Origin of the sequence: Sphingomonas sp. S1-29, from assembly GCF_026167545.1 — a bacterium.
Classification (GTDB): Bacteria; Pseudomonadota; Alphaproteobacteria; order Sphingomonadales; family Sphingomonadaceae; genus Sphingomonas.
Map to the genome: position 1 here is coordinate 2,487,185 of NZ_CP110678.1, position 14,990 is coordinate 2,502,174.

13 protein-coding genes are annotated in these 14,990 nt (G+C 57.6%); 2 read left to right on the forward strand and 11 right to left on the reverse strand.

Features of this window, described 5'->3' with window-relative positions; genetic code table 11:
• Nucleotides 1–379: 379 nt before the first annotated feature.
• From rfbA to rfbC, 4 genes are read right to left on the reverse strand one after another with little or no spacing between them, the layout of a single operon-like run.
• Nucleotides 380–1,249 carry a glucose-1-phosphate thymidylyltransferase RfbA gene (gene rfbA, locus OKW76_RS11865; RefSeq protein ID WP_265549089.1) on the reverse strand — a complete coding sequence of 290 codons (870 nt, stop codon included), beginning with the start codon at nucleotides 1,247–1,249 and terminating at the stop codon, nucleotides 380–382.
• Nucleotides 1,246–2,133, reverse strand: a complete 888-nt coding sequence (gene rfbD / locus OKW76_RS11870) for a dTDP-4-dehydrorhamnose reductase (RefSeq protein WP_265549090.1) — start codon at nucleotides 2,131–2,133, stop codon at nucleotides 1,246–1,248. The genes rfbA and rfbD overlap by 4 nt, the downstream gene beginning before the upstream one ends.
• Nucleotides 2,130–3,182, reverse strand: a complete 1,053-nt coding sequence (gene rfbB / locus OKW76_RS11875) for a dTDP-glucose 4,6-dehydratase (protein ID WP_265549091.1) — start codon at nucleotides 3,180–3,182, stop codon at nucleotides 2,130–2,132. Before rfbB ends, rfbD begins: the two co-directional genes overlap by 4 nt.
• A gap of 12 nt (nucleotides 3,183–3,194) precedes the next feature.
• Nucleotides 3,195–3,761, reverse strand: a complete 567-nt coding sequence (gene rfbC / locus OKW76_RS11880; RefSeq protein ID WP_265549092.1) for a dTDP-4-dehydrorhamnose 3,5-epimerase — start codon at nucleotides 3,759–3,761, stop codon at nucleotides 3,195–3,197.
• Between the two features lie 259 nt (nucleotides 3,762–4,020).
• Between rfbC and OKW76_RS11885 the strand changes: the two genes are divergently transcribed.
• Both OKW76_RS11885 and OKW76_RS11890 read left to right on the forward strand, forming a co-directional pair.
• Nucleotides 4,021–4,722, forward strand: coding sequence for an acetyltransferase (locus tag OKW76_RS11885; RefSeq protein ID WP_265549093.1), 702 nt, complete (start codon nucleotides 4,021–4,023; stop codon nucleotides 4,720–4,722).
• Between the two features lie 275 nt (nucleotides 4,723–4,997).
• Entirely contained in the window at nucleotides 4,998–5,591 is a 594-nt protein-coding gene (locus tag OKW76_RS11890; protein ID WP_322740087.1) for a sugar transferase, read from the forward strand.
• A 7-nt stretch (nucleotides 5,592–5,598) separates the two neighbouring features.
• On the opposite strand, the gene OKW76_RS11895 is transcribed toward OKW76_RS11890, so the two are convergent.
• From OKW76_RS11895 to wecB, 7 genes are all read right to left on the reverse strand, one after another.
• Entirely contained in the window at nucleotides 5,599–6,774 is a 1,176-nt protein-coding gene (locus tag OKW76_RS11895; protein WP_265549095.1) for a DegT/DnrJ/EryC1/StrS family aminotransferase, read from the reverse strand.
• A gap of 2 nt (nucleotides 6,775–6,776) precedes the next feature.
• Complete coding sequence (locus OKW76_RS11900; protein WP_265549096.1) at nucleotides 6,777–8,015, reverse strand: glycosyltransferase family 4 protein; 1,239 nt, start codon at nucleotides 8,013–8,015, stop codon at nucleotides 6,777–6,779.
• Between the two features lie 489 nt (nucleotides 8,016–8,504).
• Nucleotides 8,505–10,067, reverse strand: a complete 1,563-nt coding sequence (locus OKW76_RS11905; protein ID WP_265549097.1) for a right-handed parallel beta-helix repeat-containing protein — start codon at nucleotides 10,065–10,067, stop codon at nucleotides 8,505–8,507.
• A gap of 193 nt (nucleotides 10,068–10,260) precedes the next feature.
• Nucleotides 10,261–11,127, reverse strand: coding sequence for a glycosyltransferase family 2 protein (locus tag OKW76_RS11910; RefSeq protein ID WP_265549098.1), 867 nt, complete (start codon nucleotides 11,125–11,127; stop codon nucleotides 10,261–10,263).
• A 9-nt stretch (nucleotides 11,128–11,136) separates the two neighbouring features.
• On the reverse strand, nucleotides 11,137–12,486 hold the full coding sequence (locus OKW76_RS11915) for an O-antigen polymerase (protein ID WP_265549099.1): 1,350 nt from the start codon (nucleotides 12,484–12,486) through the stop codon (nucleotides 11,137–11,139).
• Nucleotides 12,483–13,781 (reverse strand): oligosaccharide flippase family protein, encoded by a 1,299-nt coding sequence (locus OKW76_RS11920; RefSeq protein ID WP_265549100.1) that lies wholly within the window; start codon nucleotides 13,779–13,781, stop codon nucleotides 12,483–12,485. The genes OKW76_RS11915 and OKW76_RS11920 overlap by 4 nt, the downstream gene beginning before the upstream one ends.
• Nucleotides 13,782–13,834: 53 nt before the next feature.
• Nucleotides 13,835–14,989, reverse strand: coding sequence for a non-hydrolyzing UDP-N-acetylglucosamine 2-epimerase (gene wecB / locus OKW76_RS11925; protein ID WP_265549101.1), 1,155 nt, complete (start codon nucleotides 14,987–14,989; stop codon nucleotides 13,835–13,837).
• Nucleotide 14,990: the final 1 nt, after the last annotated feature.

Genomic DNA, 14,990 nt, shown 5'->3' on the forward strand with positions numbered 1-14,990 from the left:
CGGGGTTGAGCGGGGTAGCGAGGCGCCCAGACGAAGGCGAAAATAATCGTTCGGCGCGGCTACCGGCAAGCAATGCCCAACACGCTGATCTGACAGATTGGCGCTGGGAAACTCCGGGGCGTCGGCCGTCGCACGGCGGTGTCGTGTCGTACCGGCCGAGTCCATATGCGTGGCAGCTTAGGACGGTAGCCACAACCCGAGTGTCTGCACGGCCCGCACGGTTGAGCGACAAGCGGAACACTTGCCGCCGAACGCTAGAGGCAACGTGCGGGGTTAACCCAGCCAGTTGCTTCCCGCGATCTCCTCCGGAACCAAACCACTCGACGGTTGATTCTGTTGGATGAAAGGTCGGGTCACATCAGTCGTGGACCACTGGCGGCTAATGGCCCTTCACTGCTTTTAGGATCGCACGTCCATATGCGGTTTTCTTGAAGCGCTCGCCGGCCGCGCATGCCTGCTCGGCGGAGATAAGCCCCTTCTCAAACGCAATCTCTTCAAGGCATGCAATCTGGATGCCTTGTCGATGCTGAAGCGTGCGAACGAACTCCGAAGCTTCCAAAAGGCTATCGTGGGTGCCGGTGTCGAGCCAGGCATAGCCACGGCCCATCTGTTCCACGTAAAGGTCCCCAGCCTCCATATAGAGGCGGTTAAGATCGGTAATCTCGAGTTCCCCTCGTGGGGAAGGTTTAAGGTTGCGGGCGTATTCGACAACCCGATTGTCATAGAAGTAGAGGCCGGTAACCGCGTGGTGCGACTTCGGCACCGCGGGCTTCTCCTCAAGGTTCAACGCGCGGCCGTCTTCGGCAAGTTCCACGACGCCATAGCGTTCGGGGTCCTCGACGCGGTAGCTAAACACCGTGGCGCCGCTGGTGCGTTGGACCGCACTCGCGAGGAGCTCGGTCAAATGTGCCCCGAAGAAGATGTTGTCGCCCAGTACCAGCGCCACGTTATCGTCGCCGATAAAATCTGCGCCGATCGTAAAGGCTTGGGCCAAGCCCTCGGGCTTAGGCTGCTCGGCGTAGCAAATTTCCATGCCTAGGGCCGCGCCATCTGCGAACAGCCGCTGATAGTTGCCAAGATATTCGGGGCTTGAGATGATCAACACCTCGCGAATGCCCGCCAGCATCAGCACCGACAGCGGGTAGTAGATCATTGGTTTGTCATAGACCGGCAGCAATTGTTTGTTCACTGCGAGGGTGGCTGGATGGAGCCGAGTGCCGGATCCGCCGGCTAAGATGATGCCCTTCACTTTTTTGCTCCGATAAGTTCGTCGAGGATGTCGCTTAAGGCGTCCTGCCAAGGACGCGGCTGAATGCCGTAGTCGGATCGTATCGTTGCGTGGCTGAGCACGGAATTGGCGGGACGGGTGGCGGAGGTAGGGTAGTCCGAAGTGGCGATCGGCATGACGTTCGCCGTCGGCCCATCGCGCATAGTGGACTGGCGGAAGATCTCGGTTGCGAACCCTGCCCAGCTTGTCTCGCCGGCGTTGCTGAAATGATAGGTTCCCGTGGGGGCTGCGACGTCTCCGACAAGTTGGACGGTAATAGTCATAAGTGCCTGCGCGAGATCAGCGGCGCAGGTCGGTGCGCCTCGTTGGTCGTCAACAACGCGCAGCGTGTCGCGATCGGCACCGACGCGCAGCATCGTCTTTACGAAGTTATGACCATGTGCCGAAACGACCCAAGCCGTCCGTACGATGACGTGGCGAGCGCCGCTTGTGCGTACTGCCAATTCGCCACCAAGCTTTGACGCGCCGTAAACGCCGAGGGGGGTGGTAGGGTCGCCGACCTCCCATGCGCCGGTCTTGTCGCCATCGAACACATAATCGGTCGATACATGCACCAGCGGGATGTTGGCCTTGGCACAGGCTTCGCCAAAGGCTGCGGGGGCCATGGCATTGACGGCCCAAGCGGTAACTACATCCTCCTCCGCCTTGTCCACTGCAGTATATGCAGCCGCGTTGATGACGCCGGCCCAATCGCGTTCGGCTATTTTGGCGAAGATGGCGCCCGTGTCTGTCAGGTCAAGGTCGGTCAGGTCGATCGCGACGATCTCATAGCCTTCGGGCCAGGAGCAGCGTCGTAGCTCGTTGCCAAGCTGGCCATTACCGCCGGTGATGAGAATCGCTCTCATGCGACTACCCCACGCCGCTCTGACGCCTTGGCGGCCACCAGCGGGCGCCACCACGCTTCATTGTCCAAATACCAGCGCACGGTCTTCTCGATTCCCGTCTCGAAGGTTTCTGCAGGCGTCCAGTCGAGCTCATCGCGTATGCGGCTAGCGTCGATCGCATAACGCTTGTCGTGCCCGGGACGGTCGGCGACGGATGTGATTTGGCTTGCGTACGAGTTGCCGTCTGCCCGCGGTTGCAGGCGGTCGAGGATCGCACAAATCGTGTCGACTACTTCGATGTTTTGCTTCTCGTTATTGCCGCCCACATTATAGGTTCTGCCGGGCTGGCCGCGCTCGAACACGGCTTGCAGCGCGCGTACATGATCCTCGACAAACAGCCAGTCGCGGACTTGGTCGCCAGCGCCGTACACCGGCAAAGGCTCCCCATCCAGTGCCTTGGCGATCATCAACGGGACAAGCTTCTCGGGGAAATGATAGGGGCCGTAATTGTTCGAACAGTTCGTGATCAGGACCGGCAGACCGAAGGTATGCCCCCACGCCGAAACGAGATGGTCGCTACCAGCCTTGGATGCCGAATAGGGAGAGCGGGGATCATAGGGTGTGTCTTCGGTGAACAGGCCGGTGTCGCCCAGCGAACCATACACCTCGTCTGTCGAGATATGGTGGAAACGGAAGGCCTGCCCGTCTTCCCTTTCGAGGCCCTGCCAGTAGCTGCGCGCTTCGGCGAGCATCGTATAGGTGCCCACAACATTGGTTTGGATGAAGGCACCCGGGCCGTCAATCGAACGATCGACATGGCTTTCTGCCGCGAGATGCGTGATGATTTGCGGGCGAAATTCCGTGAGCGCGTGGCGTAGCGTTTCGGCGTCGCAGATATCGCCTTTCACGAACCGGTAGCGATTAGACTGCGCGATACGCTCGACCGTGGACAGCGTCCCCGCATAGGTCAGCTTGTCGAAATTCAGCACCTCGTGATCGGTGTTTTCGATCAAATGCCGGATAAGCGCCGAACCGATGAAGCCGGCCCCGCCGGTGACGAAGATACGCATGCGATCGGTCCTTCAGGCTAGGGGGGCAAGCGGGCAGCCGTCGTAAACGAACGGGCTGTCAAAATCAGCAAGGCGGGGAAGAAGGGTATCCTTGCTACTCAGTTCGGGCATGGTGCCGGCAGGCATCAGCCAATCGATACCCGCGCTGTCCCAGCGAACGCCGCCGTCGGCGTTTGGCGCATAGGTGTCAGAGCATTTATACGTCACTTCGCAATCTGGCTCGAGCGTTACGAACCCGTGCGCGAAGCCGATAGGGATGAACAGCTGGTGGCCATTCTCCGCGCTGAGTTCGGCGCCGACCCAATCGCCGTAAGTAGGCGAGCTCTTGCGGACATCGACCGCCACGTCGAAGATGCGCCCGCGAATGCAACGCACCAATTTGTCCTGCCCATGCGGTGGCGTTTGAAAATGGAGCCCGCGCAGGGTGAAGGGGTGGACGGAGAGCGAATGATTGTCCTGCACGAACCGGCAAGCTATGCCCCGCGCGGTAAAAGCCCGCTCGGAATACACCTCGGTGAACCAGCCGCGGGTGTCGCCGAAGCGCTGCGGACGAACAAGTTGGACGGGGGAGATGACCATGATGGTCTCGCTAGCTCTTGGCTCGGGCATCTACAAGCGTCCTGGGCGAGGGCCGTTGCGGCTTGCCCGTTGCCCCGGTGGACGCAGGGGCAACGCATTTCGATTTTGTCCGGGGTGAATATCCAATTGGCGCCTTTGACGGACACAATCAGCGGTAGTCGATAGATATGACCCCGCATCCACTTTCTTGATGCGCTATGCCACAGTCCCTTGAGGTGAGATGCGCCCAGCTGCAACAGGGGTAGCTTCGCTTTCAAGCATGATGGCTGGTACTGCTTTGTTGCAATATTTTCTGCGTATGCCAGTTGGCGGGGAAAGTAGAATTATGCGTTGTATCGGTGTTTACGGAGCGAGCGGATTTGGAAAAGAGGTGTTGCCTCTTGTTCGTGCTCAATATGGGGATGATCAAACCAATATTACTTTTATCGATGATGGTATGGCTGATGGTGACCATATCTTTTCGTTCGATTCTTTCGCGGCCTTACCATATGATGAGAAGTTGGTAACAATTGCGATTGCGGACTCTAAAGTTCGGGAAAAAATTGCCTTGCGGTGTGCTGACGCTGGATTTGGTGTTGCGGATGTCAAAGCACCCAATTTCGTGATGCTTGATGATGTCGAAATTGGCGAAGGTTCGATATTGGCATCGTTCGCACATCTAACCTCGAAGATCCGTATCGGCCGGTACTTCCACGCAAACTTCTACTCCTATGTTGCGCACGATTGCGTGATTGGCGATTTTGTTACCTTCGCACCCAGCGTGCGTTGCAATGGCAACGTCCATATCGAAGATCATGCCTATATTGGAGCGGGTGCGATCCTGAGGCAGGGCACGCCCCAAAAGCCACTGCGGATCGGACGCGGTGCGTTCATTGGAATGGGTGCGGTCGTCACGAAGGACGTCGCAGCCGGAGATACCGTTATCGGCAATCCGGCGCGACCAATGGTCTCCCGGCGATAGCACTCGAAGCGTCGCAACGCGCAGCGACCAGCGGGCATAGGACATCCTGCTCGTGGCGCCCGCCGGAGCCTTGGACCGCTCGGATCGTGCAACCGGGCTGGGTAACATAGCGCAGCGAATAGCCGGCAGGAAAGTCGCTCGAGGCGCGCCGCTTGGAGCTCCGTAGCCACTGGTGAGTGCTTCAGCCGACGCCCAAAACCGGCGCAGCAAAGCATTTGTCACCCATTGCCTGAGCGATTAACGCCGCGCATGAGTGACAGCATAAAAGGGTGCCCGTGAAGCGAATATTGGACTGCTTGGTGGCGGGATTCGCCCTTATATTGCTCTCGGTGCCGCTGCTGGCCGTGGCATTGCTGGTGCGTGTGAAGCTGGGAAGCCCGGTGCTGTTCCGGCAGGAGCGCCCGGGACTTAACGGCCGGCCTTTCATCATGATGAAATTCCGGACGATGATCGAAGCGGTTGATGACGATGGGCAGCCGCTCTCCGACGCGCAGCGACTGACGCCATTTGGTCGCTGGCTGCGCGCGTCGAGCCTGGACGAGCTGCCCGAGCTGCTGAACATCTTGCGCGGCGATATGAGCTTGGTGGGCCCGCGCCCCCTGCTGATGCGCTACCTTCCGCTCTACTCACCGGAACAGGCGCGGCGGCACGAAGTGCGCCCGGGTTTAACCGGTTGGGCGCAGATCAACGGCCGCAATGCGCTGAGCTGGGACGAGAAGTTCGCGCTAGACTTGTGGTATGTTGATCATCGCAGCTTCCTGCTTGACCTTCGTATTCTATGGCAAACGATGCTCAAAGTGGTGCGGCGCGAAGGCATTTCGTCTGCGGGTGAGGCAACCATGCCGCCGTTCACCGGGTCGTCGACGTAACTTGTCCTCAATGCGTCGCAGCCGCGAACACCCTCGCCATCGCAGCGCAAGCGGAGTCGACTTCGCCGTCGGTCATCGTCGGATGGGTGAGGAACATAAGGCTGGTCTCGCCTAGTTCGCGCGCGACTGGTAGGCGTTCTTTAGGGCGGAACGCCGTGCCGTCGAAAGCGCGCTCGCGATAGACTTCGGGACAGGTCCCGTGCAGCACTGCTACCCCGTCCGCCGACAATTCGGCAACCAGCCGGTCGCGGTCCCACCCGTCGCGCAGACCTTCAGGGCGAGCATAGGCATAAAGGCGATAATAGGCATGGGTGTCCTGCGCGCGCGGCCGAGGCACACGTACTGCGCTGGCGAAGGGGCCAAGCGCGTCGCCCAGCCTCTGGGCAATTGCGGTCCGACGCGCGGTCCAGTCAGCCATTCGTCCAAGCTGGATCAGCCCAATCGCTGACTGTACCTCAAGCATCCGCCAGTTCGTGCCGAAACTGTCGTGGACCCACCGAAATCCGGGCGCGTGCGCGCGATTGTAGACCGCATCCCAATCCTTGCCATGATCCTTGTATGACCACATGCGCGACCACAAGGTCTCGTCGTTGGTCGTCACCATCCCACCTTCACCGCCGGTGGTCATGATCTTGTCCTGGCAGAACGACCAGGCACCGACATGACCGATGCTGCCGACGCCGCGATCGCCGACCCTGGCACCGTGCGCCTGCGCGCAATCTTCGACGACTGCCAAGCCATGCTGCTTCGCCAGCGCCATGATTTCATCCATGTCGCACGGCCAACCGGCAAGATGGACCGGTATGATCGCTTTGGTGCGCGCGGTTATCACCGGAGTGATCGTTGCCGGGCTGATATTGCCGCTATCGCGGTCAACATCGGCGAACACCGGTGTCGCTCCAGCGCTGACGACGCTTGAAACCGAAGCGATGAAGGTGCGCGGCGTGACCACCACTTCGTCGCCGGGGCCGATGCCAAGCACCTTGAGCGCCACATCAAGCGCCAGCGTGCCGTTCGCGAGCGCGATAGCTCGGGCAGAGCCAGCCCAATCGGCGAAGGCGGTCTCAAATCGGCGGCCTGTGTCGCCCGTCCAATAATTTACTTTGTTCGACCGGATGACCTCGGCGACGGCGCTTGCCTCCTCCTCGGAAAAACATGGCCAGCGGGAAGGGGTGGTTTGCATGATTACCTCGGACGAGTGCTGGCGACGTGATCGAGAATGGCGACCGTCTGATCGATTGCAGGGGTAAAGGAGAGATTCGTGTCGTAATAGCGTTGACCGTTTTTGCCTAGGACGTCGCGTTCGTTCGGAGCAAGTTGGGCAAGCGAGACAATGGCGGCGGTCATCGCGGCGATATCCTCGGGCGCGGTTACGATTGCGGCGCCCGATGCCTGCAATAGTTCGGCTGCCTCACCCGATATGCCCGCCACAATCGGCTTGCCGCACGATAGATAGTGCTGTGTCTTCGAAGGGATGGTCACTTCGTAAAGCGGATCTGCCTTAAGGTGCAGGACCAGAATATCGGCAAGATCGAAAACGCGGTCCATCATCTGCCGGGATACCGGGTCATGCATGGTTATCCGCGCCCCCATTCCCAGGGCGAGGATGCGCGCAATGAGCGTCTCGCGTTCGATGCCGCCCCCAAACACATGCAGATGCAGCGGCAAATTGGGATGGTCGCGAACAGCCGCGGCGACCGCGTCGATCAACGTGCCTAGTCCCTGCGCCTGGCCCAGATTTCCGCCATAAACGACATTGATTCGACCCGCGAATGCTGTTCGTACAGCCTCCGCAGGCAGATCGGCTGGGTGTCGGGCAGGGGTGTAGGTGGACCAGTTTCGAATGCAGCGCATCTTTGCGGCGGGTACGCCGCGAGTCTCGAGACGCGCCTTCATGCCACCGGATTGGGCGACGACGAATGCCGCACGGCGATAGGTGAACCGGCACAGCGCGCCCAGGATGTTTACCAGGCGATCAGGTGCCATTCCCGACGATGTGATGCTGTCGGGCCAGAGATCTTGAATCTCGACCACGAACGGGCGCCGCCAAAGCCCGCAAAACAATGCCGCCGCCAACGCAGGAGTGACCGGAGGATGATAGACATAGACCGCATCGTACCGCCACCCACGGACTAGGCCGAAAACCAAGCTACTCAGCCAAAAGCTGATATAATTGAGCGCCCGGCCGAAGGATGAGCGATCATGTGACGGCCATACGAAAAGCCGATGAATGGCCAATCCGCCCATCGTATCGCGGCGGTATGGCCTTAGCCGATAGCCCGGATACAGCTTGCCGCCGGGATAGTTGGGGAACGCGGTGGCGACTTCGACGTCATGTCCCTTTGCCGCAAGCGCCTTGGCAAAATCGATGCCCTTGAACGCAGGTTCCGGCTCGAACCATTGGGTGAGGTAGAGGATGCGCATTTTCGCGCACCAGTAGGTCCCGCTGCGAGAAGCGACAACCCTTTAGCCTCTCTGCTTTTCCCAAACTCTTGCAAAAGTGCGTTGGAAGCATGGATCGGAACGATGATTGGCACGGTGGAAAGGGTGACCAATAGCAGCCGACAGCGGATTGGCGCACGCACTAAATATGCCGACGATCGCCGTGGCAGCCCGTCTACGGTCAAAAATTATCTTCGCCCGGCGATGATCAGTATTAACCTTATCGTGTAGCCAAAATTGTCCGCGATATGTCGCCGGCGGTCGGGAGATGTCGTGCCCTTCTAGGCTGCTGGATATAACCGGCCCGCATTCCAGCCTGTTGGCATCAGCGCGACGAATGGCTTTCACCAAGTCCCTCGCTGACTCCCGCGCGCGCCGAGGAACGTGTCTTCTGCCATCGCGTGGCGCGCGGTCAAATCGACGCTTGCGCTACCCGCGCGCCGGACACCCGTTCGGTCCGCTAGCGAATGCCTATCCATACGTTCCCACTCTCGAGCGTATCGTAACACTACCCTCGGCATAATCCGCGACGGACATCCCGGCGGCGAAATTATCGCGTACGACAAGTTCGTCTATCCTACCTTGCACACGAATGCCGAACGCACATTCGGCGGCGGCGCCACGTGTATCGACACACCTGTTCCGGGTTAGACTCAGCTTTCGGATTGGTGAAGGGGCCGATTGAAAGTCGACCGCGACACCCTGAGGTAACCGAAAATCACCGGCCTTGGAAAGATTGAACGATCGATTGGCGTCTATTACCACCGTCCCAATAGCACAAATAGCATTGGTTATAAGGTAGACGCCGAACGTTGTTCCATAAAAGTTATTTTGATCAATGACGAAATCGTCGTGCATCTCACCTTTGACCAACGAGGACTGCAAGGTTACGCCTGAGGTCGCAGTCCTGACGCTAGCCGACGACACGGTGTTTGCGCGGATTACTACCTGTTGCTGTCCAACAGGTGACAGGCAACCAATCGCCGTCTTTAAGTCTAAGCCCGCATAGATGTTGTCGTTGAAAGAAAAGGTGTTTGATACAATATGCACTCGGCGCATTTGGCACTCTATGCCATAAAACATTATTCCAAACGCAAGTATTTCCTCAAATACATTTTCAATGATTGTTATATCTTGCGAAACGGGCTCGGAAAAGTTACCATCGACCCATACACCTTGATAATAGTTGTAGACACGATTGCCCGAAAATAATTGTCGAGACCCGTGGACCTCAAACGCCACCTGCCCGCCCACTTGTGTCTTTGCCAAGGTGTTTCTGAATATGCACCTTTTACAGATTACATCGGTGGCCCATGCGTAGACCGCGCTATGATCGGGAGAATCGAGTCCCCCATCGATAAATTCGCATTCGGATATCAGCCATCCTCGGCCTAGTTTGACGTTTCGCGTATTCGACTGCGCCAATACAAGGCAAGAGGCACCTGGTGCGTTGAGAAACCGGCACTTTTCGACATAAGCATTGTCTACTCGTGCTGCATTCCCATCGGGCGTTCCGCTGATGAAAATATGTGCCTGATTAAGCAGGCTATATTCCCCGCTGCCGCGGCTCGGGCTTATCGGGTTGCGCTGGCCGTTCATGTCCATCGTAAGATTGCGCCACGACAGGCTGACAAGCTGCTCGTTGGACCCGAACATGCACATGAAAACTACGGCAGCATCGGTGCTTATGTCATCGACGATACGGAACGTTGCCCCATCTTCTGCGTCGATCTGCATATGGCTGCGTATCGCAAAGCACCGCTTGCAAGCCCCGGCCTCGGACGCAAAGAATTCTCGAGGGGCGATGTTGTAAAGTCCGGGCGGTACGGTCAGGCGCAGACGCTGGGCAGCCGCCGCGTCGATCGCCCATTGTATATGACCGGCGAGTGTCGCCGCCTTCTCGTGCGTATCGTCAATCCGTCGTGCGCGGATATCGGCCTGTAAGTCGCGGGGAATGAAATCGAACACGCTGATCGTGCCAGCCGCCGAATCGCTCCGCGCGGCGTTTGCTCCCGCGAAGACGGCAAGTGCCACCGGCGAGCCCAACGCGGCGCCGAGAACGACTCGCCGAGGTAGCTCTAGTCGGCGCGATGGCTCAGGCAATACTGGTTCCGCCACATGCGGCACCTTTCACGCGGTCCACACGGTCAACGATCGCAGGCAGGCGGCACCACCGGCCTGCAGCCATCGTGAAGCTATTTGCGTCAAGCACCATGCCCCGCTCGTTCTAACGCTTTTGCAGCGTGTCTAGGACGTCTGCCACTGGATGGCGCCCAAACCGCGGGACATAGCGTCTGTAAGCTTTGTGTGAAGCCCGCCAATATTGCCATATCAGTCGCGACGATACGGTGCCGACCGATCCATGGTCGTGATGGATAACCGTGATTTGGGGAACGTAATAAACCACCTCTCCCTTCTCAGCGATCTTGCGGCTGAGAAAAAACTCCTCGTGCATCAGAAATACCTCGGCCGGAAGTTCGCCAATTTGGTCGATAAACCTTCTCGAGAGGATGTAGCATGCGCCGAGACCCATGAAAATGAAGCCTTCGGCTTGATACTGGTCAACGTCTTTTCGGCGTGTCTTGTTTTGCGTGACTTTAGCAACCCACGTCAATAGCCGCGCAAGGTTGAAAGAGGCGGCGTATCCATCCAGGATGAGGCCCCGGAAACGGCTGATCGGTCGGATCGCGTGAGGGTTTTGCTGCAGCCCTGTGACTGTTACGATATTGGGAGCAACCACCAATCGCGCGACGATGGTTTGCTTTCGAAGACTAAGCTGCGTTCCGAAATCGGCGGGGAACTCGAGATCGTTGTTGCCGACGATATAGGCATCGGCGTCGGCAACAAGCTCTAGCGCCCGATGCAGTCCAAGATTCAGCCCGGCAAAATAGCCGACATTTGTCTCGGAAAACAGCAGATGAACGCCTGCCTTGCCGCCGACAAGCCGTCGGAGCTCATCCTGTTGATCCTTTTTGGAATCGTTGTCTACCACCACGATCAGCGCAGGCGGGTTCTCCCCATCGATGAGCGTGTTTACCGCCCCCTCGGTATAGTGAGAGTTATTATAGTTCGTGCAGATGAATACGTATTTCATTACGCTAGCCTAGTTGGATGACGTCGTGCCGACCATGTTGCCGGCATAGTCGGGAGCCGGATTGGACCGTGAAAGGGCAAGGACAACGCCGACAAATGCCAGTCCTATCATCAACGTATTCCACATGATCGCGCTGATAATAAAGCTTTGATAGATGAAGGATACGGTAAATAGGAAAGCGGAAACCGAAAGCGCCGGACTTGCCGATCGCAGCATCGTTCGGAACGCAATGTGCGAAAGATAACTGAGAATGGATAGCATAACCAAGGAGCCAGCTATCCCAAAATCATGTATCATTCCACGGAATGCGGTATAGATGTTCGTTCCAATATAGGGCGGTATAGTAAGATACTCGCCGTATACGCCGATAGGGACCGGGCGATCGTCACCGAACAATTTGAACACGGACATGAAAGTGTAGAAGCCGTTTGTCATCCCGGGATCATCATAAGGCTGTATCGACGCGCTGCCGATATAATTGCCAAACCAATCAGAAAACGCAAAAAGGTGGCCAGAGGTATATGAGGCCCACAACGGCGCAACCGCATCGATAAAACTTTGCCCGGCTCCAGAAGACACACCGCGAGCGACAAAGGAGATGGTCACCAGCGGAATTACCAAGATCGCTAGGACAACAAGCGTAGGGATCGCTTTCTTGGACAACAAATATGTATTGCCGCGAAGCAATCCCGCCACGAGCACCCCGGCATAAAAAATTGCTGCGCACAAAAATAGCATCCCTCTCGCGCTTTGCGACAGCATGACGAATACCGCAGGTGATAGAGACACGAAGACGATAACGAACTTCATATAGCGTTTATTCTGCGACGGAAGCAAAACACCTCCCAAGCCGGCGCATGAATAAGCAAGAACGTTCCCCAACTGTTGATAGACATTAGGGGCAATATCATACGAATATCTACGGCCGGCATATTCTGCCGCACTGTCGTTGATGTTGTTTACCAACTGGTCGATAGAAATGCCCTGTGATATCGAGTTTAGCAGCAGGCAGGCAACCGTAACTGCATAAGCCAAATAGAAGTATAGATAAAGCTTGCCGCTTGAATAGCTCCCGTCTATCTCACGTAATCCTTGGCGCTGGTTGAATGCCGATTGCCAATTGGAGATGCTACCAATGGAAACCGCTAGCGATGCTCCAAATATGTACAGCATCGCCAGCGGGTAAACATGAGCATTGGGGAAGCACACCAATGGAATGATGGTGTACAAAAACCATGCCAGCGAAAATATTACCGCTGGAAAGGCCCATGCATTGACCATCCTGCGAACCAACAAAGCGTTGGACAGAATTGCCACGCTAAGGATGATGCAAACTATTCTTTCGGGCCAATCAATCACGACTCGGCTCCGCAAACGGTGGTGGCCGGGTGGCCGCGATATCGGTGAAGGACCATGAGCAGCAGGGTCAGTTCGGCGCCTACGAAAGCGATACTGGCACCTACTGCTCCAAAAAAGTGAGATAGGATGAGGCAAGCCGTTACGCTGACGGCGCCGGTGGTCAAGATTGCACCCAGGAAATAGCGTTGGGCGTTCAAAAAATTGAGCCCGGCTGAACCCAACACGAAATTGGCCAAGCCAAATAGCGGGGCGGGGATAGCAATAATGAATAGTGTCGTCACGTCCGGCAGCGTTCGAAACTGGGCAATCGACGGTGACAATTCGGCGAGGCGATCGAAACCCACCCACAGTCCAACGATTACCATGGCGACGACCGCAACCTGCGGGGCGGTATATCGCAAGACGATTTTAAGTGTGCCGCGGTCTGGCCGATCATAAGGCTTGAGCGCCAGTAGTACCTTTGGAAAGGCTATCTGGTTGAGTGGCCTGGTGACAGCTTGGATCATTTTGATGCTCTTTTCGACCAAGGAGTAGCTGCTGATCGCAGCAGCCGGGACACCGATCACTCCCATGAGCAAGACGTTGATTTCCCGGTATAGCATCACCGCCGCGGTTCCAACAAAGATGCGACGACCGTGCGCCAGATATGCCAGTACGTTGCGCGCGCCTGTCCAGCGTATTTTCACCCCAAGCATATGGCTTTTATAGATCGTCGAAGCGAGCCCGGCGACGGCGAATGGTGCGCCGACCGCGAGCGGGACCAGAAGGCGGTCGGCTGCCGAATGGACGAAAATCACGACGGCAGCGAGGCTCGTCAGCCGCGCTGTCAGGGTTAAAATGGCGGGGGGGATATTGAATTCCACGCCTTGGTAGAACCAGTAGGAATGAAACACGTGCCCAAGCGGGACAAGGAGCCAACATGCCACCAACGCAAGCGGAAGCGAAGTAAACGCAGCCGTTATCAGTAGCAGCGCGATCGCCGCGCCCGTGAACATGATCAGCCTAGCGAACAATATCGAACTTAGGATTTCCGATAGCGCTTCCCGGTCACGATGCAGGGACAGGCCCGTTATCCGCGACACGCCGTCGACTTCGAAACTGTAAAGAACCACCGCAACCGCAATCATCGATACCGCTTCGGCGATCGCGACATCGGCATAAGCAACGGCGCCAAGGCGTGCGATCGCGAACGGTACGATCACAAGCGGAATGACCGCATTCGATGCCTGAAGACACGTCAATGCGGCCAGGTTGATCCCGTCGGCCCGCCATCGCGCAAGCAGGTTAATCTTCATTCGATCATCTCGATATGTCGCCGGCCCGGCGTCAGTCCGGCCCGGGGAAGATCCTATACATAATCGTGCGATCGAATGCCGTCCCATCCGTTCGATAGTCGCGCAGTCCCCAGGATCAGCTTCACGACGCGTTCGCTGACATTGGCGATCTGATAGTCGGCGGGAACCACGCCGGGGATGCCTGCTGCGATGCGTTCGGCATGCAACGCCACGGCTGCCTCGACGCCAGACAGGATCGCGTCGGGGTCCATGCCCGTTACGATGATATTGCCCGTATCCATCGCCTCGGGACGCTCGATTGCATCCCGCGGGGTAATCGCCGGGAAATCGAGTAGTGAACTTTCCTCGGCGATCGTACCGCTATCGGAAATTGCGCAGAGCGCATGCATTTGAAGGTGGTTATAGTCGTGGAACCCGAACGGCTTCATATACTGGACCCGTGCATCCAATTCCACGTTCGTCAGCGCATCCAGTCGCTTTTTGGTACGTGGGTGGGTCGAGACGATTACCGGGAGATCGTACCGCGCTGCCAAGTCGTTGAGCGTGGTAACAAGCGCAGAGAGCCGTGGTTTGCTGTCGACATTCTCCTCACGGTGCATCGAGACGATGAAATAGCCTCCGCGGGCCAACTCGAGCCGCGCAAGCACATCCGACGCATCGATCCGTGATCGATAATGTTCCAGCACCTCGCGCATCGGCGATCCGGTAAGATACACGCGGCGGTGCTGCATCCCCTCCGAGAGCAGATGGCGCCGGGCGTGTTCGGTATATACTAGGTTGAAATCGCTAATATGGTCGACCAGCCTGCGATTGGTCTCCTCGGGCACGTTGCGGTCGAAGCTGCGGTTGCCCGCCTCCATGTGGAAGATCGGCACCTTCATCCGACGGGCCATGATCGCCGCGATGGCGCTGTTGGTGTCGCCCAGCACCAGCAAGGCGTCGGGCCGTTCTGCCCGGATGACCCGTTCGGTCCCGATCAGGATGCCGCCCAGCACCTCGCCTAAGCTCGACGTGTCGACGCCCAAGAAATGGTCCGGTTTGCGAACGCCGAGATCGCTGAAGAACAGCTCGTTAAGCTCATAGTCCCAGTTTTGCCCGGTGTGGACGATACAATGATCCGTATATGCATCGAGCCGCGCCATCACGCGCGATAGACGGATGATCTCCGGCCGAGTGCCGAGCACCGTCATTACCTTCAAGCGATTCATG

Coding starts and splice junctions, on each gene's coding strand:
- rfbD (WP_265549090.1), bottom strand. CDS start 2,133: ATGAGAGCGATTCTCATCACCGGCGGTAATGGCCAGCTTGGCAACGAG.
- rfbB (WP_265549091.1), bottom strand. CDS start 3,182: ATGCGTATCTTCGTCACCGGCGGGGCCGGCTTCATCGGTTCGGCGCTT.
- rfbC (WP_265549092.1), bottom strand. CDS start 3,761: ATGGTCATCTCCCCCGTCCAACTTGTTCGTCCGCAGCGCTTCGGCGAC.
- OKW76_RS11885 (WP_265549093.1), top strand. CDS start 4,021: ATGATGGCTGGTACTGCTTTGTTGCAATATTTTCTGCGTATGCCAGTT.
- OKW76_RS11895 (WP_265549095.1), bottom strand. CDS start 6,774: ATGCAAACCACCCCTTCCCGCTGGCCATGTTTTTCCGAGGAGGAGGCA.
- OKW76_RS11900 (WP_265549096.1), bottom strand. CDS start 8,015: ATGCGCATCCTCTACCTCACCCAATGGTTCGAGCCGGAACCTGCGTTC.
- OKW76_RS11910 (WP_265549098.1), bottom strand. CDS start 11,127: ATGAAATACGTATTCATCTGCACGAACTATAATAACTCTCACTATACC.
- OKW76_RS11920 (WP_265549100.1), bottom strand. CDS start 13,781: ATGAAGATTAACCTGCTTGCGCGATGGCGGGCCGACGGGATCAACCTG.
- wecB (WP_265549101.1), bottom strand. CDS start 14,989: ATGAATCGCTTGAAGGTAATGACGGTGCTCGGCACTCGGCCGGAGATC.